Below are 14,936 nucleotides of genomic sequence, written 5' to 3' on the forward strand. Positions count from 1 at the left end.
TCAGCCCTTTGCCTGGTTCAGTTGTCCGGTCACCGTCTCCAGCAGCTCCGCCCACGACTTCTCGAACTTGTCGACGCCCTCGGTCTCCAGCACGGCGAACACGTCGTCGAGGTCGATGCCGACCTCGGCCAGTCCGTCGAAGACCTCCTGCGCCTGGGCGGCCCGCCCGGTCACGGTGTCACCGGTGATCCTGCCGTGGTCGGCGACGGCGTGCAGGGTCTTCTCCGGCATCGTGTTGACTGTGTCGGCTACGACCAGCTCGTCCACGTACCGGGTGTCGGAGTAGGCCGGGTCCTTCACGCCGGTCGAGGCCCACAGCGGGCGCTGCGCGCGGGCGCCCTCGGCGGCCAGCGCCTCCCAGCGCTCACCCCGGAAGGTCTCCTCGAACGCCGCGTACGCGAGGCGCGCGTTGGCGATCGCGGCCTGGCCGCGCAGCTCCTTGGCGCGCTCGGTGCCCAGCGCGTCCAGCCGCTTGTCGATCTCGGTGTCCACCCGGGACACGAAGAACGAGGCCACGGAGTGGATGCCGCGCAGGTCGTGGCCGTTGGCCTTGGCCTGCTCCAGACCCGCGATGAACGCCTCCATGACGTCGCGGTAGCGCTCGGTGGAGAAGATCAGCGTCACGTTCACGCTGATGCCCTCGGCCAGCACCTTGGTGATCGCCGGGAGGCCCGCGATCGTCGCCGGGATCTTGACCAGCAGGTTCGGCCGGTCCACGGCCTTGGCCAGGTCCAGCGCCTCGGCGATGGTGGCCTCGGTGTCGTGCGCCAGGCGCGGGTCGACCTCGATGGACACGCGGCCGTCCACGCCGTCGGTGGCGGTGTAGATGTCGCGGAACAGGTCGCACGCGTTGCGCACGTCCGTGGTGGTGATCTCGCGGACGGCGGCGTCGGTGTCCGCGCCGCGCCCGGCCAGCTCGCGCACCTGCTCGTCGTACGCGCTGCCCTTGGACAGGGCCGTGGCGAAGATGGTCGGGTTGGTGGTCACGCCCACCACGTGCTGGTTGGCGACCAGGTCGGCGAGGTTGCCGGTGTTCAGCCGCTCGCGGGACAGGTCGTCCAGCCAGATCGAGACACCGGCTTCGCTGAGCTGGGCCAGCGGGTTGGCAGTCATTTCATCGCTCCTTGCGGAAGTTCAGCGGACCTTGGCCAGCGACCGGCGGGCCGCCGCGACGACGTTCTCGGTGGTGAAGCCGAACTCCCGGAACAGCGTCTGGTAGTCGGCGGAGGCGCCGAAGTGCTCGATCGACACGATCTCGCCCGCGTCACCGGCGAACCGGTACCACGGCTGCGCGATGCCGGCCTCGACGATCACGCGCGCCTTCACCGACGACGGGAGCACCGACTCGCGGTAGGCCTCGTCCTGCGCGTCGAACCACTCGACGGACGGCATGGACACCACCCGGGTGGCAACGCCCTCGGCCTCCAGCACCTTCCGCGCCTCGGCCGCGATCTGCAGCTCCGAGCCCGTGGCGATGATCACCAGCTCCGGCTCGCCCTCGCCGGCCAGCACGTAGCCGCCGCGCTTGACGCCCTCGAGCGCCTTCTCCTTCGTGCCCTCCAGCACCGGCAGGTTCTGGCGGGACAGCGCGAGGCCCACGGGACCCTCGGTCTGCTCGATGGTCGCCTTCCACGCCGCGGCGGTCTCGTTGGCGTCGCCGGGGCGCACCACGGACAGGCCCGGGATCGCCCGCAGCGCGGCCAGGTGCTCGATCGGCTGGTGCGTCGGGCCGTCCTCGCCCAGGCCGATGGAGTCGTGCGTCCACACGTAGGTGACCGGCGACTTCATCAGCGCGGCCAGGCGGACCGCCGGGCGCATGTAGTCGGAGAACACCAGGAAGGTGCCGCCGTACGGGCGGGTCGGGCCGTGCAGCGCGATGCCGTTGAGGATCGAGCCCATGGCGTGCTCACGGACGCCGAAGTGCAGCGTGCGGCCGTACGGGTGGGCCTTCCACATGCCCGTGGAGATCGACTCGGGGCCGAACGAGTCCGAGCCCTTCATCGTGGTCAGGTTGGACTCGGCGAGGTCGGCCGAACCGCCCCACAGCTCCGGCAGCACGTCGGCCAGCGCGGTCAGCGTCTCACCGGAGGCCTTGCGGGTCGGCACGCCCTTGGGGTCCGGGTCCCACGACGGCAGCGCGTCCGCCCAGCCCTCGGGCAGCTCGCGGGCGACCAGGCGGTCGAACAGCGCCTTGCGCTCCGGGTTGGCCGCCGCCCACGCGTCGAAGGAGGACTGCCACTCGGCCTTGGCCGCCTCGCCGCGCTTGACGACCTCGCGGGCGTGGTCGAGCACCTCGTCGGCGACCTCGAAGGTCTGCTCCGGGTCGAAGCCCAGGATCTCCTTGACGGCCTTGACCTCGTCCGCGCCCAGCGCCGCGCCGTGCGCCGCACCGGTGTTCTGCTTGTTGGGCGCCGGGTAGCCGATGACCGTGCGCAGCAGGATGAACGAGGGCCGCTCGGTCTCGGCCTTGGCGTTCTCCAGCGCCTGGAGGATGCCGGAGACGTTCTCGCCGCCCTCGACGACCTGGACGTGCCAGCCGTACGCCTCGTAGCGCTTGGCGGTGTCCTCGGACAGGGCGATCGTGGTGTCGTCCTCGATGGAGATCTTGTTGTCGTCGTAGATCACCGTGAGGTTGCCCAGCTTCTGGGTGCCCGCCAGCGAGGACGCCTCGGAGGTCACACCCTCCTCGATGTCGCCGTCGGAGGCGATCACGAAGATGTGGTGGTCGAACGGGCTCTGGCCCAGCGGGGTCTCCGGGTCCCACAGACCGCGCTCGCGGCGCGCGCCCATCGCCATGCCGACCGCGGAGGCCAGGCCCTGGCCCAGCGGACCGGTGGTGATCTCCACGCCGGGGGTGTGGCGGTGCTCGGGGTGGCCGGGGGTCTGCGAGCCCCACGTGCGCAGCGCCTTGAGGTCGTCCAGCTCCAGGCCGTAGCCGGACAGGAACAGCTGGATGTAGAGGGTCAGGCTGGAGTGGCCCGCGCTGAGCACGAACCGGTCGCGGCCCACCCAGTCCGGGTCGGCGGGGTCGTGGCGCATCACGCGCTGGAACAGGGTGTAGGCCAGCGGCGCCAGGCTCATGGCGGTGCCGGGGTGACCGTTGCCGACCTTCTGCACGGCGTCCGCGGCGAGGACACGCGCAGTGTCGACGGCGCGCTTGTCGAGCTCCGTCCAGTCGTCGGGCAGATGGGCCTCGGTCAGCCGGGTGATGTCATCGGTGACGGACACGGACTTCCAGCTCCAGTCTCACGTAGGCGGCGGTCTCCCGGACGGTGGTTCTCAATCGATCCCGTCTGGCCCTATCCGCAGTTTTCCCTCGTCCGCCGGTCAGCCTAGTAGGCGGTACCGCCGTGCGTGCGACTTGCGCAATGTGGGTGTACGCACAGGGCATACGAGCGGCGCTCCCTCCGCGTTCAGACGTACCCGAACGGGCTCTGTTTTCAACGCGCGGTTACGATCTGCTCATCCCCCCGACCTGACGAGGAGTGCGATGAGTGCCGTCAGCGAGCTTCCGGCGCGGTCGCCCCGACAGGTGGTCGGGGCGTACGTGGCCCTCACCAAGCCGCGCGTCATCGAGCTGCTGCTGATCACGACCATCCCGGCGATGCTCCTGGCCGCCCGCGGCCTCCCGCCGCTGTGGCTGATCGCGTGCACCCTGGCCGGCGGCACCCTGGCCGCGGGCTCGGCGAACGCGCTGAACTGCTACGTCGACGCCGACATCGACTCGGTCATGAAGCGCACGGGCGCCCGGCCCCTGGCCCAGAACGCCATCCCACCGCGCAACGCCCTGGTCTTCGGCGTGGTGCTGGGGGTGCTGTCGTTCGCGTTCCTGTGGCTGACGACGAACCTGATCTCGGCGGTGTTCGCCGTCGCGACGATCCTGTTCTACATCTTCGTCTACACGCTGGTGCTCAAGCGCCGGACGTCCCAGAACATCATCTGGGGCGGCATGGCGGGCTGCATGCCGGTGATCATCGGCTGGTCGTCGGTGACCGGGACGGTCGCGTGGCCGGCGCTCGTGATGTTCGGCGTGATCTTCTTCTGGACCCCGCCGCACACGTGGGCGCTGGCGATGAAGTTCAAGGAGGACTACGCGCGGGCCGGCGTGCCGATGCTCCCCGTGGTGGCGACGGCACAGCAGGTGACGCGGCAGATCGTGATCTACTCGTGGATCACCGTGGTGTGCACGCTGCTGCTGGCCCCGGTCACGTCGTGGGTGTACGTGGCGGTGGCGGCCCTGTCGGGCGTGTGGTTCGCCGTGTTCGCGCACCGGCTGCACGGGGTGGTGCGGCGGGGCGGGTCGACGAACACGATGAAGTTCTTCCACATGTCGAACCTGTACTTGATGCTGGTGTTCTGCGGCCTGGCGGTCGACGCGGTCCTGGGCCTGCCGGTCCTGGGCTGGCCCTTCTAGTCCGGCGTCTCTGGACGTAGACCCGGTGATCGGTCCGGCGGGCTGAAGGTCTGGGCCTCCACGATCACCCGCCCGACCGGCCGGCCGATCTGCGTCGACAAGTTCGTGCCGCATCGCGGCGGACGACTTTTCACCGCACCGCCATCCGACGTCTGAAAGCAGGCCGCCGGCCCTGACGCCGAGTCGGTATTCCTGCCGACCTGCTCGGCTGGCCGAATCAAATCGAGGTCGAGTTCACTCCCTGCGCTATTTCGCCGGAGCGGCCGCCATCGCCGCGCCTACATCCGCCGGTGCAACGCCCGATTACCCGACCAGCGTCGAGTGGCACAGCGCTAGTAGGGCCTGCTGACCGAGGTCGTCTCGTCGCCCTGCTGGGGTGGGCCTGGTGTCCGTCGGTAGAGGCACACGATGGCGACACGCTCCTTGCTGCCCAGCGCGCCGACGACGTTGCCTTCGCAGGCGGACATCTTGTCCAGTCGCCAGCCGAGCGATTCAATGGCCTCCATCTGGTCGTTTATGCCGGTCATGGCGCCGGTTGCGAGGCTGTTGGTGTGTGCCTCGATGAATTTGAACACCAGGATGTGTCTGCCCGCTTCAATAGCGTGCTTAGCCTGGTCGAGAGCGCTCTGCTCCTTGACCCTGTTCAGGAGTCCCATCACTGATCATCTTCTTGTGTAAGGGTCCCGTTTGCCTTGCTCTCACCATACGTGCAGGTGGGACGAGCGGCCCGGTGATCTGCGTTGACGAGTTCAGACCGCTGAACTGATGCCCGCAAGGGAAAGACGTGGCGCATCGTCGGGTCGCGGCACCGGTTACGGCCCACCTACGACCGGCCAGCCGGACATGATGCACATGCTCGCCGTGCTCGACCTGACCACGGGCGGCACCGATCACCGCACTGGACCGATTACCCGGCCAAGGCTGCACGACGCAGCACTAGTCCACTTCCAGCGCCGGCTGCTCGACTCCCTGCACCGCTGGCTGCTCGGTCTCGTTGAGCGCGGCCATCACGTCGTGCGGTGAGAGGGCCAGTTCCGGTCGGTGGTCGAGCTGGAGCTGTTGCCAGGCCGTGAGCTGGTGCACCGCTACGGCTCCGTCAACCTTGACGATCAGCAATGCGCCTACCCGCACGACCGCGTGCGCGCTGGGCTGGAGCGCTTCGAGAACCGGTCCGAGGTTCTCCATCATCTTGGCGGTCACTTCGGCGTCCTTGAGGTGGACCAGCCGGGTCTCGGCGGCGTGCAGAGCCATCGCCGCCATCTCCTGCCCGGCCTCGCTCTGGGTGAACCCGCCGATCCGCGCCCGCATCCGCCGGAACCACGAGCCGATGATCGGCTCATCCCGCTCCACGACCTCCCCGCCGACGCCCCGCAGCAACTCCTCGACCGCCGCCTCGACCCGTTCGTGGCCGGCTTCCTCGGACAGGTAGATCGTCACCGGCACCGGCTTGGTGCCGCGCGGCGGGAGATAGGGCCGAACTTCGCCGACCCCGAAGCCGACGCCGCGAGGCGCCTCACGGACGTCCACCACCACGTCACGAACGTCGATCGGCAGTGTCTCCGCCAGGCTCCGGGCGTTCGCCTCGAACCGAGGCCGGGCCAGTGCCGGCGTCATCTTCCCGGCAAGCAGGACAACGTACTCCAGCAGGGACTTCGTGGCCGCCGGGAGGTCGCGGAGGTTCCGGGCCACCACGTCGACCGGGTCCGTGACCTGCCAGGTGAACTCGATTCGGACGTCCAGGTCCCGGACGCGGAAGGAGTGGACCAGCCGGTGTGGTCTCAGGTCCACCACCTGGTAGTGGACCCAGCGCCGGCCGAACGATCGACGTGCGATGTCGCGACTGGTCGACACCCTCAGCGTCCCGTCGGCGAGCCTGATCACCACGGCCGCGCGGGGCACATCGGGCAGGTTGCGGAAGCGTGCGTAGCCCTCGCTGATGATCAGATCCTGCACTTCGGCCATGCGGCACCTCCCGACTGGTAGTCGGCCGACCACGCAGCGTCGTTAGCCGGGGCTGCTCACAGGCAGGCCATGTTCTCCAGCACCGCCTTGCGCAGCCGCGTCAACGCCCGGTGCTGGGCCACCCGCACCGCCCCCGGCGTGGACTCGACCGCCTCCGCCGTCTCCTCCGCCGACAACCCCACGACCACCCGCAGCACCAGGATCTCCCGCTGCTTCGCCGGCAGCAGGTCCAGCAAACGCGACATCTCCTCCGACAGCTCACCGCGCAGCACCAGCGCCTCCGGGCCGAGGTCGGTCACCGGGCCGTCCGGTACGTCGGCCATCACGTCGACGCGGTTGCGGGCGTTGTAGCGGTGTGCGTCGGCGACCTTGTGGGAGGCGATGCCGTAGACGAAGGCCAGGAAGGGGCGGCCCTGGTCCTGGTAGCGGGGGAGGGCTTGGAGGACGGCCAGGCAGACCTCCTGGGCCACGTCGTCGGCCGTGCCCGAGCTCAGGCGTGCTCGGCAGTAGCGCAGTACTGCGGGGCGCACCACCTTCAGCAGGCGGTCGACCGAGCGGCGGTCACCCGCGAGAGCGGCCTGCACTGTCTCTGGCGTGACCGTCTCGGGTAACGGGACCGTCCGGTTGTCGGCGAACACGTGGCACCTCCACCCCCACCGCGGTCGCGCGCCGCGGCTTCACGGGTGTGGGACGGGCCACTGTCCGTGGCCTTACGTGAGTGTTCGGCCCAACTTCGGTGCGCAAAAGGAGTAATTCGGCCTGGATCGGGTTTAGGAAACAGCGGTCAGTAGTTGATCAACAGTCGGATCGTTCAACGATTCTACGATGCACTGCCACAGCTCCAGGTTCGCCGTGGCCCACCTCGAGTACGTGGCCGCCGCCTCGGGGTCGTAGAAGTAGTACCCGTCGTCGGCCTTCGCCTGCTGCTCGCCGACGATCTTGTGCGCCAGCTCCCGCAGGGTGATGCCGTTCTCCTCCAGGTACTTGGGCGCGAGCACCACCGGTGTCACCGGCAACGCCTTGAACAGCGTGTCCGCGTCCGACAGCGCCTGCGCCTCCAGTGAGATCCCGCGGTGCCGCGTCCGCATCTCGGCCTCCTCGACCACGAAGTCGACTCGAGCAGCGACCTCGGGACGGACACCGGCCCGCGCCAGGATGGACAGTCGCAGGTCCCGACCGTCCACTGGCAACGAATTCTTCCGGACCATGTAGTTCACGTCGTGCACCAACGCCGCCACCTCGACCAGCGGCACGTCCGCGCCGTTGCGCCGGGCGAAGTGGACGGCCTTGTCGCGCACGAAGCTCACGTGGTGCCAGCCGTGGAACTGCAGTTTCGCCGCCAGGTCGTGGCACAGGCGCCGCACCTGGGACTCCACCTCCGAGATCGAAGCCGCCGAGATCGAAGACGCCGAGATCGCGCTCGAGACCGTACTCATCGGACCCTCCCAGTGCCGGGTGGGCCGATGGTAAGGCGGGGCGGTGATCCTTAGAGGGTGTTCGTCAGTTCCTCCAACCTGGACTCCACGGGCACGTGCCGGTGGCTGGTCCGGGTGTCCGGGTCGAACGACAGGCTCCACGGTGTGACCGCACGGCTCTTGACCAGGAACGTCAGCGTGTCGTCGGCCGCCTTGGGGATGCGGTGGAACTCGTGCGCCAGCATCGTCCCGGCGTCACCCTCGACGGCCTCCGTGCTGCGCAGCAGCGTGGTGTCCACGATCGACCCGCCGTCCGGCGCGAGCCGCGCGTCGAAGCGTTCGTGCAGGTAGGACCCGGCGAGCAGGACCGTGCAGAAGTGGTAGCGGTGGTTGTGGATGGAGTCGGCGTACCCCTGTCGCCAGTCCCGCTGCGGCTTGTACTCGTGCAGCCAGAACGTGAACGGCTCGGCCGGCTCGTCGCGCAGGCACCAGGCGAAGTGCGTGGTGGTCTCGCGCGATCTGGCGACCATCCGCATCTGTTCGCGCGGCGGGAGCGAACGCAGGTGCGCGCGCAGTCTGTCCCGCAGGCCCGGCCGCCCCGCCCACTCCCGGAACCGCTCCTCGACGCGTGCCCAGTGGTCGGCGACAGGGGTGCCGACGACGCAGGGACCGAGGACGGGGGAGTCGGTGACGGGGCGGTCGGCCACGGCGACGATCGTGGCCAGCTCCGCGAGGGCGGAGGTCCCGGCGGCGGACTCGGTGAACACGGCAGGATCAGCTCCCCAACTGGGCGAAGGCGGAGAATTCCCGGCGGAAGTCGTGGAACTTCTCTTCGAGCGCGCGGAATCCCTCCGCCGTCAACGGGGCGCCGGTGATCTTCTCGAAGAGGACGAGGAAGTCGGACCGCGTGGTGCTCGGCGTGATGACGACGTGGAGCCCTGCCTTGGAATTGCTGATGCGCAGGAACTCCGCGCGCTCCATGCCGTAGAGGAACGACCCCTCGGAAAAACGCAGGGTGCGCGGGTAAAGCCGGACGACCCCCGCGCTGGTGTTGCTGTAAAGGGTGAGCCACGCGCTGTCGTCGAACAGTTCCAGGCGGTCCAGCGGCGGGTCGGACACGATCGTCAGGTCGATCCGCGAGCACCGGCTGCGGGTCAGGAACAGGCCCACCAGGCCGATGGAGATCTGCTCGCGCAAGCGGTCGACGATGGTGTCGTAGTCGCCGTCCGCGCCCTCGTGCCGCAGCAGGTAGCGGGCCCGGCCGCTGATGGCGTCGTCGTCCCGCGGGTCGGCGAGGACGGCGCGGAGCTCGCACTCCGCCTGCGACAGCAGCAGCCGGCAGGCCGCGTACCGGCCCGAGAAGCCGCGGAAGCCGTAGAGCCGGGTGCGGTCCAGGTCCTGCATCATCAGCTGGTTGAACACCGGGTCCGGCCGGGCGGTGGGCTCGAACACGTGGGTGGGGAAGAACTCGCGGTCCAGCGCCCGGTACTCGGCGGTCAGCTCGCGCAGCGCCTTGCGGCTCTCCTCGACCACCGGGGTGACCAGCGCGCGTTGCGCCGCGGAACTGGTGACCAGGGTCTGCGTGAAGCCGACCACGGCGGAGATCATGGTGCCGGTGCCGACCGACAGGACGAAGTTCCGCAGCGGACCCGGGTCCATCGTGCTCGAAATGGCCAGGCTCGTGCCGGCGGCCACCACGAGGATCAGCAGGAGCAGACCTGTCCTGGTCCAGAACAATTCCCGCAACAGGTTGCCGCGATCGCCGATCGGCTTCGCGGACACGGTGGGTCACCTCCTTCGGCCTTGCACCCGAAAGGCCGAATGCCGTCAGTATCCGATCAAGTGCGCGGAGTTACTGTACGCTCGGGTCCCGAACTGCGATAGCGGTAATTAGTGGCACATTTGCGGTTTCGTTCTAAGATCAAGAGCAGCGCACCGTGACCGGCGTTGGGCCTGCTGGTGGGCCTGGCGGCACGGCCGCCGGCCCCGCCCGATAAGTTTTGCCACCATGCGTACTGTCGGCCGTACGGCCCTGGCTCTCGTGCCCCTGTTGTCCGCCGGTCTGGCGCTGACCGCGTGCACCGCGAGCGACCGGCCGTCCACCCAGACCACCACCCCGTCGGCGACCGCCACCCCGACCAGCGAGGCGCAGGCCGAGGCCCTGCCCACGCCCACCGGCCCGCCGTGCGAGCCGGCCCAGTACCAGGTGACCGGCGAGCCCGGCGCGAAGCCCGCGATCACCGTGCCGGCCGGCTGCAAGCCGCAGGACGGCCTGCTGGTCCGGGACCTCACCGAGGGCACCGGCGCGGAGATCAAGCTGGGCTCCACCGCCGAGCTGCACTACGTCCTGGCGACCTTCCGCGACCGCCTGACCCGCGAGGCCTCCTGGGACGCGGGCCGGCCCTTCGAGGTGAAGAACATCGGCCAGGGCCGCGTGATCCAGGGCTGGAACGAGGGCCTGATCGGCCTGAAGGAAGGCGGACGCCGCCTGCTGGTGGTGCCGCCGGAGAAGGGCTACCCGCAGGGCAACGGCTCGATCCAGCCGGGCGAGACGCTGATCTTCGTCGTGGACGCCGTCAAGGTGCAGGGCTGACCGACGCGCACGCCGCTTCGCGTGCCCAACCGCGCGTTGGGCACGCGAAGCGCGGTGCTCACGGCACCAGCAGCAGCTTGCCCGTGGTGCGGCGGCCTTCGAGGTCCTCGTGGGCCTTGCGGGCGTCGGCCAGCGCGTACCGGCCGCCGATGCGGATCTTCAGGTCGCCCGCCTCCACGGCCGCGAACAGCTCCCGCGCCCGCCACTCCAGCTCCTCGCGGGTCGCGGTGTAGGCGCCCAACGACGGACGGGTCAGGTACACCGACCCGGCCTGGTTGAGGCGCTGCGGGTCCAGCGGCGGCACCGGACCGCTGGACGCGCCGAACAGCACCAGGTAACCGCGCGGCTTGAGGCTCGCCAGGCTGCCGTCGAAGGTCGACGCGCCGACGCCGTCGTACACCGCCGCCACGCCCTTGCCACCGGTCAGCTCCCGGACGACGGGCGCGAAGTCGACCTGGTCGTACCGGATCACCTCGTCCGCGCCCGCCTCCCGCGCCAGCGCCTCCTTGGCCTCCGTGGACACCGTGGCGATCACCCGGCCCCCGCGCGCCTTGGCCAGCTGCACCAGCAGCAGACCCACCCCGCCCGCGGCGGCGTGCACCAGGACCGTGTCGCCCTCCTGCACCGGGTACGTCGAGGCCACCAGGTAGTGCGCGGTCATGCCCTGCAACAGCAGCGCCGCGGCCGTGTCGTCGTCCACGCCGTCGGGCACCGGCACGACCGCCGCCGCCGGCACGACCGCCTGCTCCGCGTAGCTGCCCTGGGCGTGCGCCCACGCGACCCGGTCGCCCACGGCGAACCCGGTCACGTCCGGCCCGACCGCCGCGACCCGGCCCGCGCCCTCCAGCCCGATGCCGAAGGGCAGGGGCAGCGGGTAGCGGCCCTCGCGCTGGTAGGTGTCGATGTAGTTGACGCCGGCCGCGGCGACGTCCACCAGCAGCTCCCCCGAGCCCGGTGTGCGCGCCTCGACCTCGCCGAACTCCAGCGCCTCGGGTCCGCCGGTCGCGCGCACCACCACTGCCTTGGGCATGTCAGCCGTCCTCCGTCACTAGAAGCTTCTCCCTTCGGCCAACTCCCGCGGGCCCCCGCCTGTTCCGCGTCTCACCGTCCGAGAGCGACCCGGCGGGCCAGCCCCAGCGGCAGCGCGCCCGACCCGGCGAGCCGGTCGTGGAACTCCCGCTGCGTCCCGGTGAACTCGTCGCGGATCTTGTCGATCTCCAGCGCCCCGGTCAGGTAGGAGGGCGCCTGGGTCGGCCACGCGCAGTACCGGGTGACCTCGCCCTGCGCCGTGCCCGGCGTGAGCGACGCCTTGGTGGTCATGAACTCCTCCGCCTGCTCGACGGTCATGTCACCGCAGTGCAGCGCGGTGTCCACGATCATCCGCGCCGCGCGGAACAGCCGCGCCTCGACGTGCGCCAACTCCTGCGCGCGGGCCTTGCGCTCGTCGCCGACCTGCTCGGCGGAGAAGTAGCCGTGCTCGCGCAGCAGCTTCTCCGCGTACAGCGCCCAGCCCTCGGAGAAGTACGGCGTGCGGAACACCTTGCGCACCGGCCGGTCCTGGGCGGCCAGCCACGACAGGTGCCAGTGGTGGCCGGGGTAGGCCTCGTGCACGGCGATCGTGGCCAGCTGGGCGCGCGAGTTGGTGCGCAGCCGCTGCTCGGTCTGCTCGGCGGTGAAGCCGTCCGGCGGCCACGGCACGAAGAAGTGCCCGACGCGGCCGTTGGTCAGCGGCGCGGGGGACATGTAGGAGGCCACCGACAGCACCGGCCGCTGGAACGTCGGCGACGGCACCACCCGGCATTCCTCGCCGTCGGCCAGCGTCACCAGGCCGCGCTCGACCAGGAACGCCCGCGCCCGCAGCGTCTCGGCCTCGTACTCCGCGCGCATCGCCTCGGGCGTGGGCGGGTGGTCGTCCTGGAGGGCCACCATCACCGAGTGCCAGTCGTCGGTGCCCGCCAGGCGCTTCATCTGCAGTTCCAGCTCGGTGTAGGCGGCCTTGCCGCGCTCGTGCAGCTCGCCCGCGCCGTAGCCCAGGACCTCCTGCTCCTGCAGCAGCTGCGAGTACAGGGCCTCGCCCATGCGCCAGTCGCCGCGGGCCTGGTGCTTGAACTCGGCGAGGAACGCGGCGAACCGGTCGAACGCGGCCGCGGCCGGCTCGGCGGCCTCGGCGAGCCTGGCCCGCAGGTCCGGGTCGGCCACCTCGGCGGGCAGGGTGCCGGTGAGGAACGCGCGACCGGTCCCGGCCTGGGCGGCGGCCCGTTCGACGATCTTGGGCGCGGCCAGCTCCGGGTCGAGGTTGCGCTCGGCGTGCGCGAGCACCGCGGGCACCTCGGCCAGCCGGGCGATCACGCTGTCCACCAACTCGGGCTCGGGCCGCAGCCGGTGCAGGAAGGCGGTGAACAGCGGGTACAGCACGGCCGAGGTGTAGGTGGACGGGTCGCGCCGCCACACCGGCCACGCCGCCTTCGCGCGCACGCCCCGCAGGACGGACACGATCAGGTCGCGGTCGACCGACTCCTCCAGGTCGTCGGTGCGCACGTCGGCGAACCGCTCGAGCCAGACGCCGGCCTCGCGTTCCTGCTCGGCCAGGGCGGCGGCGCTGAAGTCGCCGAGGGTCCGGTCGTGCGCCGGCGAGCCCAGCATCGCGGCCGTGCCGGGGTTGCGGTCGAAGTGCCAGGTGAGGAACTCGCCGACCAGGTCGGGGATGGTGGTGGTTTCGGTCACGTGCACGGAAGTTACCCGCAGGTTCTAGTCTTGTCGGGTGGCTGAGGACAAGAAGGTCGGCGCGGCGGTGAAGACGGCGACGCGATTCGTCGCGGAGCACGGCAAGCCCGCCCGCGCGGTGGTGCAGAACATCGGCCGTGCCGGAGCACGCGTGGTCCTGGTAGGCGACGACGGCGCCATGGGCGACGTGGTACTCCCGACCGTGGCCGCGGCGGAGGCCCTGGTCTCCGCGGTGACCGACCTGGACCAGCACGACTGGGACCGCGAAACCACCGCGGCCACCAAGATCGGCCCGGCCCACCGCCGCAAGATGGCGTCCCCCTGGTCGATCTGACCGCGGTTTTAGCGGTGTCTAAGCTGATCCGGTGAAGGTTCTCCTGGCCAGCTGCGCTTCCCTACCCACCGGCGACGGCGACGACGACGCCTTGGTCGCGGCGCTGGCCGACATCGGCGTGGACGCGTCGTGGTCGGTGTGGGGCTCGGGCGAGACCGCCGACCTGGTGGTCCTGCGCTCGACGTGGGACTACCCCGAGCGGCGCGACGAGTTCCTGGCGTGGTGCGCGTCGGTGCCGGCGCTGGCGAACCCGGCGGCCGTGGTGCCGTGGAACACCGACAAGACCTACATGCTCGACTTGGCGCGCTCGGGCGTACCCGTGGTCCCCACGGTGCTGGCCGAGCCGGGCTTCACCGACTGGCCCACCGGCGAGTTCGTGATCAAGCCCACCATCGGCGCCGGCTCCCGCGGCGCTCTCCGAGTGGACCCAGGCGACTTCTCGACCGCAGCGGCCCACCTGGCGTCCCTCGGCGGCCCGGCCTTGGTCCAGCCGTACCAGACGGCGGTGGACGCGGTCGGCGAGACAGCCCTGGTGTTCTTCGGCGGCCAGTACTCACACGCCTTCACCAAGGGCGCGATGCTGACGAAGGACGCCGAGTACGACGAGTCGGGCCTGTACATCGTGGAACGCCTGTCCGGCGCCCACCCGACCGGTCCGCAGCGGCGGCTGGCCGAGGACGCCTTGGACGCGGCAGCACGTCACCTGGGCCTGCACCGAACCGACTTCCTGTACGCCCGAGTGGACCTGGTGGCGGGCGCCGAAGGCGAGCCGTTGCTGCTGGAGCTGGAACTAGTCGAGCCTTCTCTGGGCTTCCGCCAAACCGACCCCGCAGCCCCGCTCCGTTTCGCTTCGGCCGTCCGCTCGACGCTGAGCCGCCTCTAGCCCCGTGCAGCGCGCGCTTTTCGCTTTTCGGCGCGCGCAGCGCGCTGTGGTCGCACCACAGGTGGAGGGCCTCGGTTCCCCCGCCGTATGGCCTGCCCGAAGGGCTACCACAGATTTCCCGGGGTGCAGCCGAAAGTTTTTGCGAGGAACGAGCAAAAAGTTTTAGCGGCACCCCGGGAAATCTGTGGTTGGCTCCGCCAGGCCATACGGCGGGGGAACCGACGCCCTTCACCCCCGCTGGCGGCCTGCCGCGCGGCGAGCGCCGCTTGTGATCTTGAGAGCGCGCAGCGCGTTCGGCTTGAGAGCGAAGCGTCCAGTTCAAAGCTCTTAAAAGCGAAAAGCGCCTCGCCGGCGGGCAGGCCACCAAAGATGACTCAACTGCAACGGCGGGGGCTTCTTGCTTTTGTCATCTCCGTATGGCCTGGCGGAGCCTACCACAGATTTCCCCGGGTGCCGCTAAAACTTTTTGCTCGTTCCTCGCAAAAACTTTCGGCTGCACCCGGGGAAATCTGTGGTAGCCCTTCGGGCAGGCCATACGGAGATGACAAAAGCAAGAAGCCCAAGTTGAGTTGTGTCCCTACGGTGGACCGCCCGCTCGCCGGCTTCGCCGA

Annotated in this window: 14 protein-coding genes; 4 read left to right on the forward strand and 10 right to left on the reverse strand. The window is 70.0% G+C overall.

Annotation, left to right across the window (positions count from 1 at the left end; translation table 11 throughout):
- The gene (gene tal, locus DFJ66_RS35690; RefSeq protein WP_121228005.1) at positions 1-1,113 is read right to left on the reverse strand and encodes a transaldolase; all 1,113 of its coding nucleotides are present in this window, start codon (positions 1,111-1,113) and stop codon (positions 1-3) included.
- A gap of 21 nt (positions 1,114-1,134) precedes the next feature.
- Positions 1,135-3,228: a transketolase gene (gene tkt, locus DFJ66_RS35695; protein WP_121228007.1), complete on the reverse strand. Its 2,094-nt coding sequence runs from the start codon at positions 3,226-3,228 to the stop codon at positions 1,135-1,137.
- A gap of 262 nt (positions 3,229-3,490) precedes the next feature.
- Here tkt and DFJ66_RS35700 point away from each other — a divergent pair, with 262 nt between their 5' ends.
- Entirely contained in the window at positions 3,491-4,414 is a 924-nt protein-coding gene (locus DFJ66_RS35700) for a heme o synthase (protein ID WP_121228009.1), read from the forward strand.
- 332 nt (positions 4,415-4,746) lie between these two features.
- Here the strand turns inward: DFJ66_RS35700 and DFJ66_RS35705 are convergent, their stop codons facing one another.
- The 6 genes from DFJ66_RS35705 to DFJ66_RS35730 form a co-directional block, all read right to left on the reverse strand.
- Positions 4,747-5,070, reverse strand: coding sequence for a hypothetical protein (locus DFJ66_RS35705; protein ID WP_121228011.1), 324 nt, complete (start codon positions 5,068-5,070; stop codon positions 4,747-4,749).
- Positions 5,071-5,350: 280 nt separating this feature from the next.
- Positions 5,351-6,376: a hypothetical protein gene (locus tag DFJ66_RS35710; protein ID WP_121228013.1), complete on the reverse strand. Its 1,026-nt coding sequence runs from the start codon at positions 6,374-6,376 to the stop codon at positions 5,351-5,353.
- Between the two features lie 56 nt (positions 6,377-6,432).
- Positions 6,433-7,014: a sigma-70 family RNA polymerase sigma factor gene (locus tag DFJ66_RS35715; RefSeq protein ID WP_121228015.1), complete on the reverse strand. Its 582-nt coding sequence runs from the start codon at positions 7,012-7,014 to the stop codon at positions 6,433-6,435.
- A 132-nt stretch (positions 7,015-7,146) separates the two neighbouring features.
- On the reverse strand, positions 7,147-7,812 hold the full coding sequence (locus tag DFJ66_RS35720) for an HD domain-containing protein (protein ID WP_121228018.1): 666 nt from the start codon (positions 7,810-7,812) through the stop codon (positions 7,147-7,149).
- Positions 7,813-7,862: 50 nt separating this feature from the next.
- Complete coding sequence (locus DFJ66_RS35725; RefSeq protein ID WP_121232227.1) at positions 7,863-8,498, reverse strand: hypothetical protein; 636 nt, start codon at positions 8,496-8,498, stop codon at positions 7,863-7,865.
- Between the two features lie 67 nt (positions 8,499-8,565).
- Positions 8,566-9,573 (reverse strand): hypothetical protein, encoded by a 1,008-nt coding sequence (locus DFJ66_RS35730; RefSeq protein WP_121228020.1) that lies wholly within the window; start codon positions 9,571-9,573, stop codon positions 8,566-8,568.
- A 226-nt stretch (positions 9,574-9,799) separates the two neighbouring features.
- Between DFJ66_RS35730 and DFJ66_RS35735 the strand changes: the two genes are divergently transcribed.
- Positions 9,800-10,384, forward strand: a complete 585-nt coding sequence (locus DFJ66_RS35735) for an FKBP-type peptidyl-prolyl cis-trans isomerase (RefSeq protein WP_121228022.1) — start codon at positions 9,800-9,802, stop codon at positions 10,382-10,384.
- A gap of 58 nt (positions 10,385-10,442) precedes the next feature.
- On the opposite strand, the gene DFJ66_RS35740 is transcribed toward DFJ66_RS35735, so the two are convergent.
- Together DFJ66_RS35740 and DFJ66_RS35745 are read right to left on the reverse strand one after the other, a co-directional pair.
- Positions 10,443-11,414 (reverse strand): quinone oxidoreductase family protein, encoded by a 972-nt coding sequence (locus tag DFJ66_RS35740; protein WP_121228024.1) that lies wholly within the window; start codon positions 11,412-11,414, stop codon positions 10,443-10,445.
- Positions 11,415-11,485: 71 nt separating this feature from the next.
- Positions 11,486-13,108 carry a DUF885 domain-containing protein gene (locus DFJ66_RS35745; RefSeq protein ID WP_246030038.1) on the reverse strand — a complete coding sequence of 541 codons (1,623 nt, stop codon included), beginning with the start codon at positions 13,106-13,108 and terminating at the stop codon, positions 11,486-11,488.
- 37 nt (positions 13,109-13,145) lie between these two features.
- On the opposite strand from DFJ66_RS35745, the gene DFJ66_RS35750 reads away from it, so the two are divergent.
- Together DFJ66_RS35750 and DFJ66_RS35755 are read left to right on the forward strand one after the other, a co-directional pair.
- Complete coding sequence (locus DFJ66_RS35750) at positions 13,146-13,442, forward strand: hypothetical protein (RefSeq protein ID WP_121228028.1); 297 nt, start codon at positions 13,146-13,148, stop codon at positions 13,440-13,442.
- A 31-nt stretch (positions 13,443-13,473) separates the two neighbouring features.
- Positions 13,474-14,325 (forward strand): ATP-grasp domain-containing protein, encoded by an 852-nt coding sequence (locus DFJ66_RS35755; RefSeq protein WP_121228030.1) that lies wholly within the window; start codon positions 13,474-13,476, stop codon positions 14,323-14,325.
- Positions 14,326-14,936 lie beyond the last annotated feature (611 nt).

Origin of the sequence: Saccharothrix variisporea (assembly GCF_003634995.1) — a bacterium.
In the GTDB taxonomy this organism is placed as follows: Bacteria; Actinomycetota; Actinomycetes; order Mycobacteriales; family Pseudonocardiaceae; genus Actinosynnema; species Actinosynnema variisporeum.

What these genes read in the sequence shown, in the direction of transcription:
- tal (WP_121228005.1), bottom strand. Translation starts at nt 1,113, where the DNA reads ATGACTGCCAACCCGCTGGCCCAGCTCAGCGAAGCCGGTGTCTCGATC.
- DFJ66_RS35700 (WP_121228009.1), top strand. Translation starts at nt 3,491, where the DNA reads ATGAGTGCCGTCAGCGAGCTTCCGGCGCGGTCGCCCCGACAGGTGGTC.
- DFJ66_RS35705 (WP_121228011.1), bottom strand. Translation starts at nt 5,070, where the DNA reads ATGGGACTCCTGAACAGGGTCAAGGAGCAGAGCGCTCTCGACCAGGCT.
- DFJ66_RS35710 (WP_121228013.1), bottom strand. Translation starts at nt 6,376, where the DNA reads ATGGCCGAAGTGCAGGATCTGATCATCAGCGAGGGCTACGCACGCTTC.
- DFJ66_RS35720 (WP_121228018.1), bottom strand. Translation starts at nt 7,812, where the DNA reads ATGAGTACGGTCTCGAGCGCGATCTCGGCGTCTTCGATCTCGGCGGCT.
- DFJ66_RS35735 (WP_121228022.1), top strand. Translation starts at nt 9,800, where the DNA reads ATGCGTACTGTCGGCCGTACGGCCCTGGCTCTCGTGCCCCTGTTGTCC.
- DFJ66_RS35740 (WP_121228024.1), bottom strand. Translation starts at nt 11,414, where the DNA reads ATGCCCAAGGCAGTGGTGGTGCGCGCGACCGGCGGACCCGAGGCGCTG.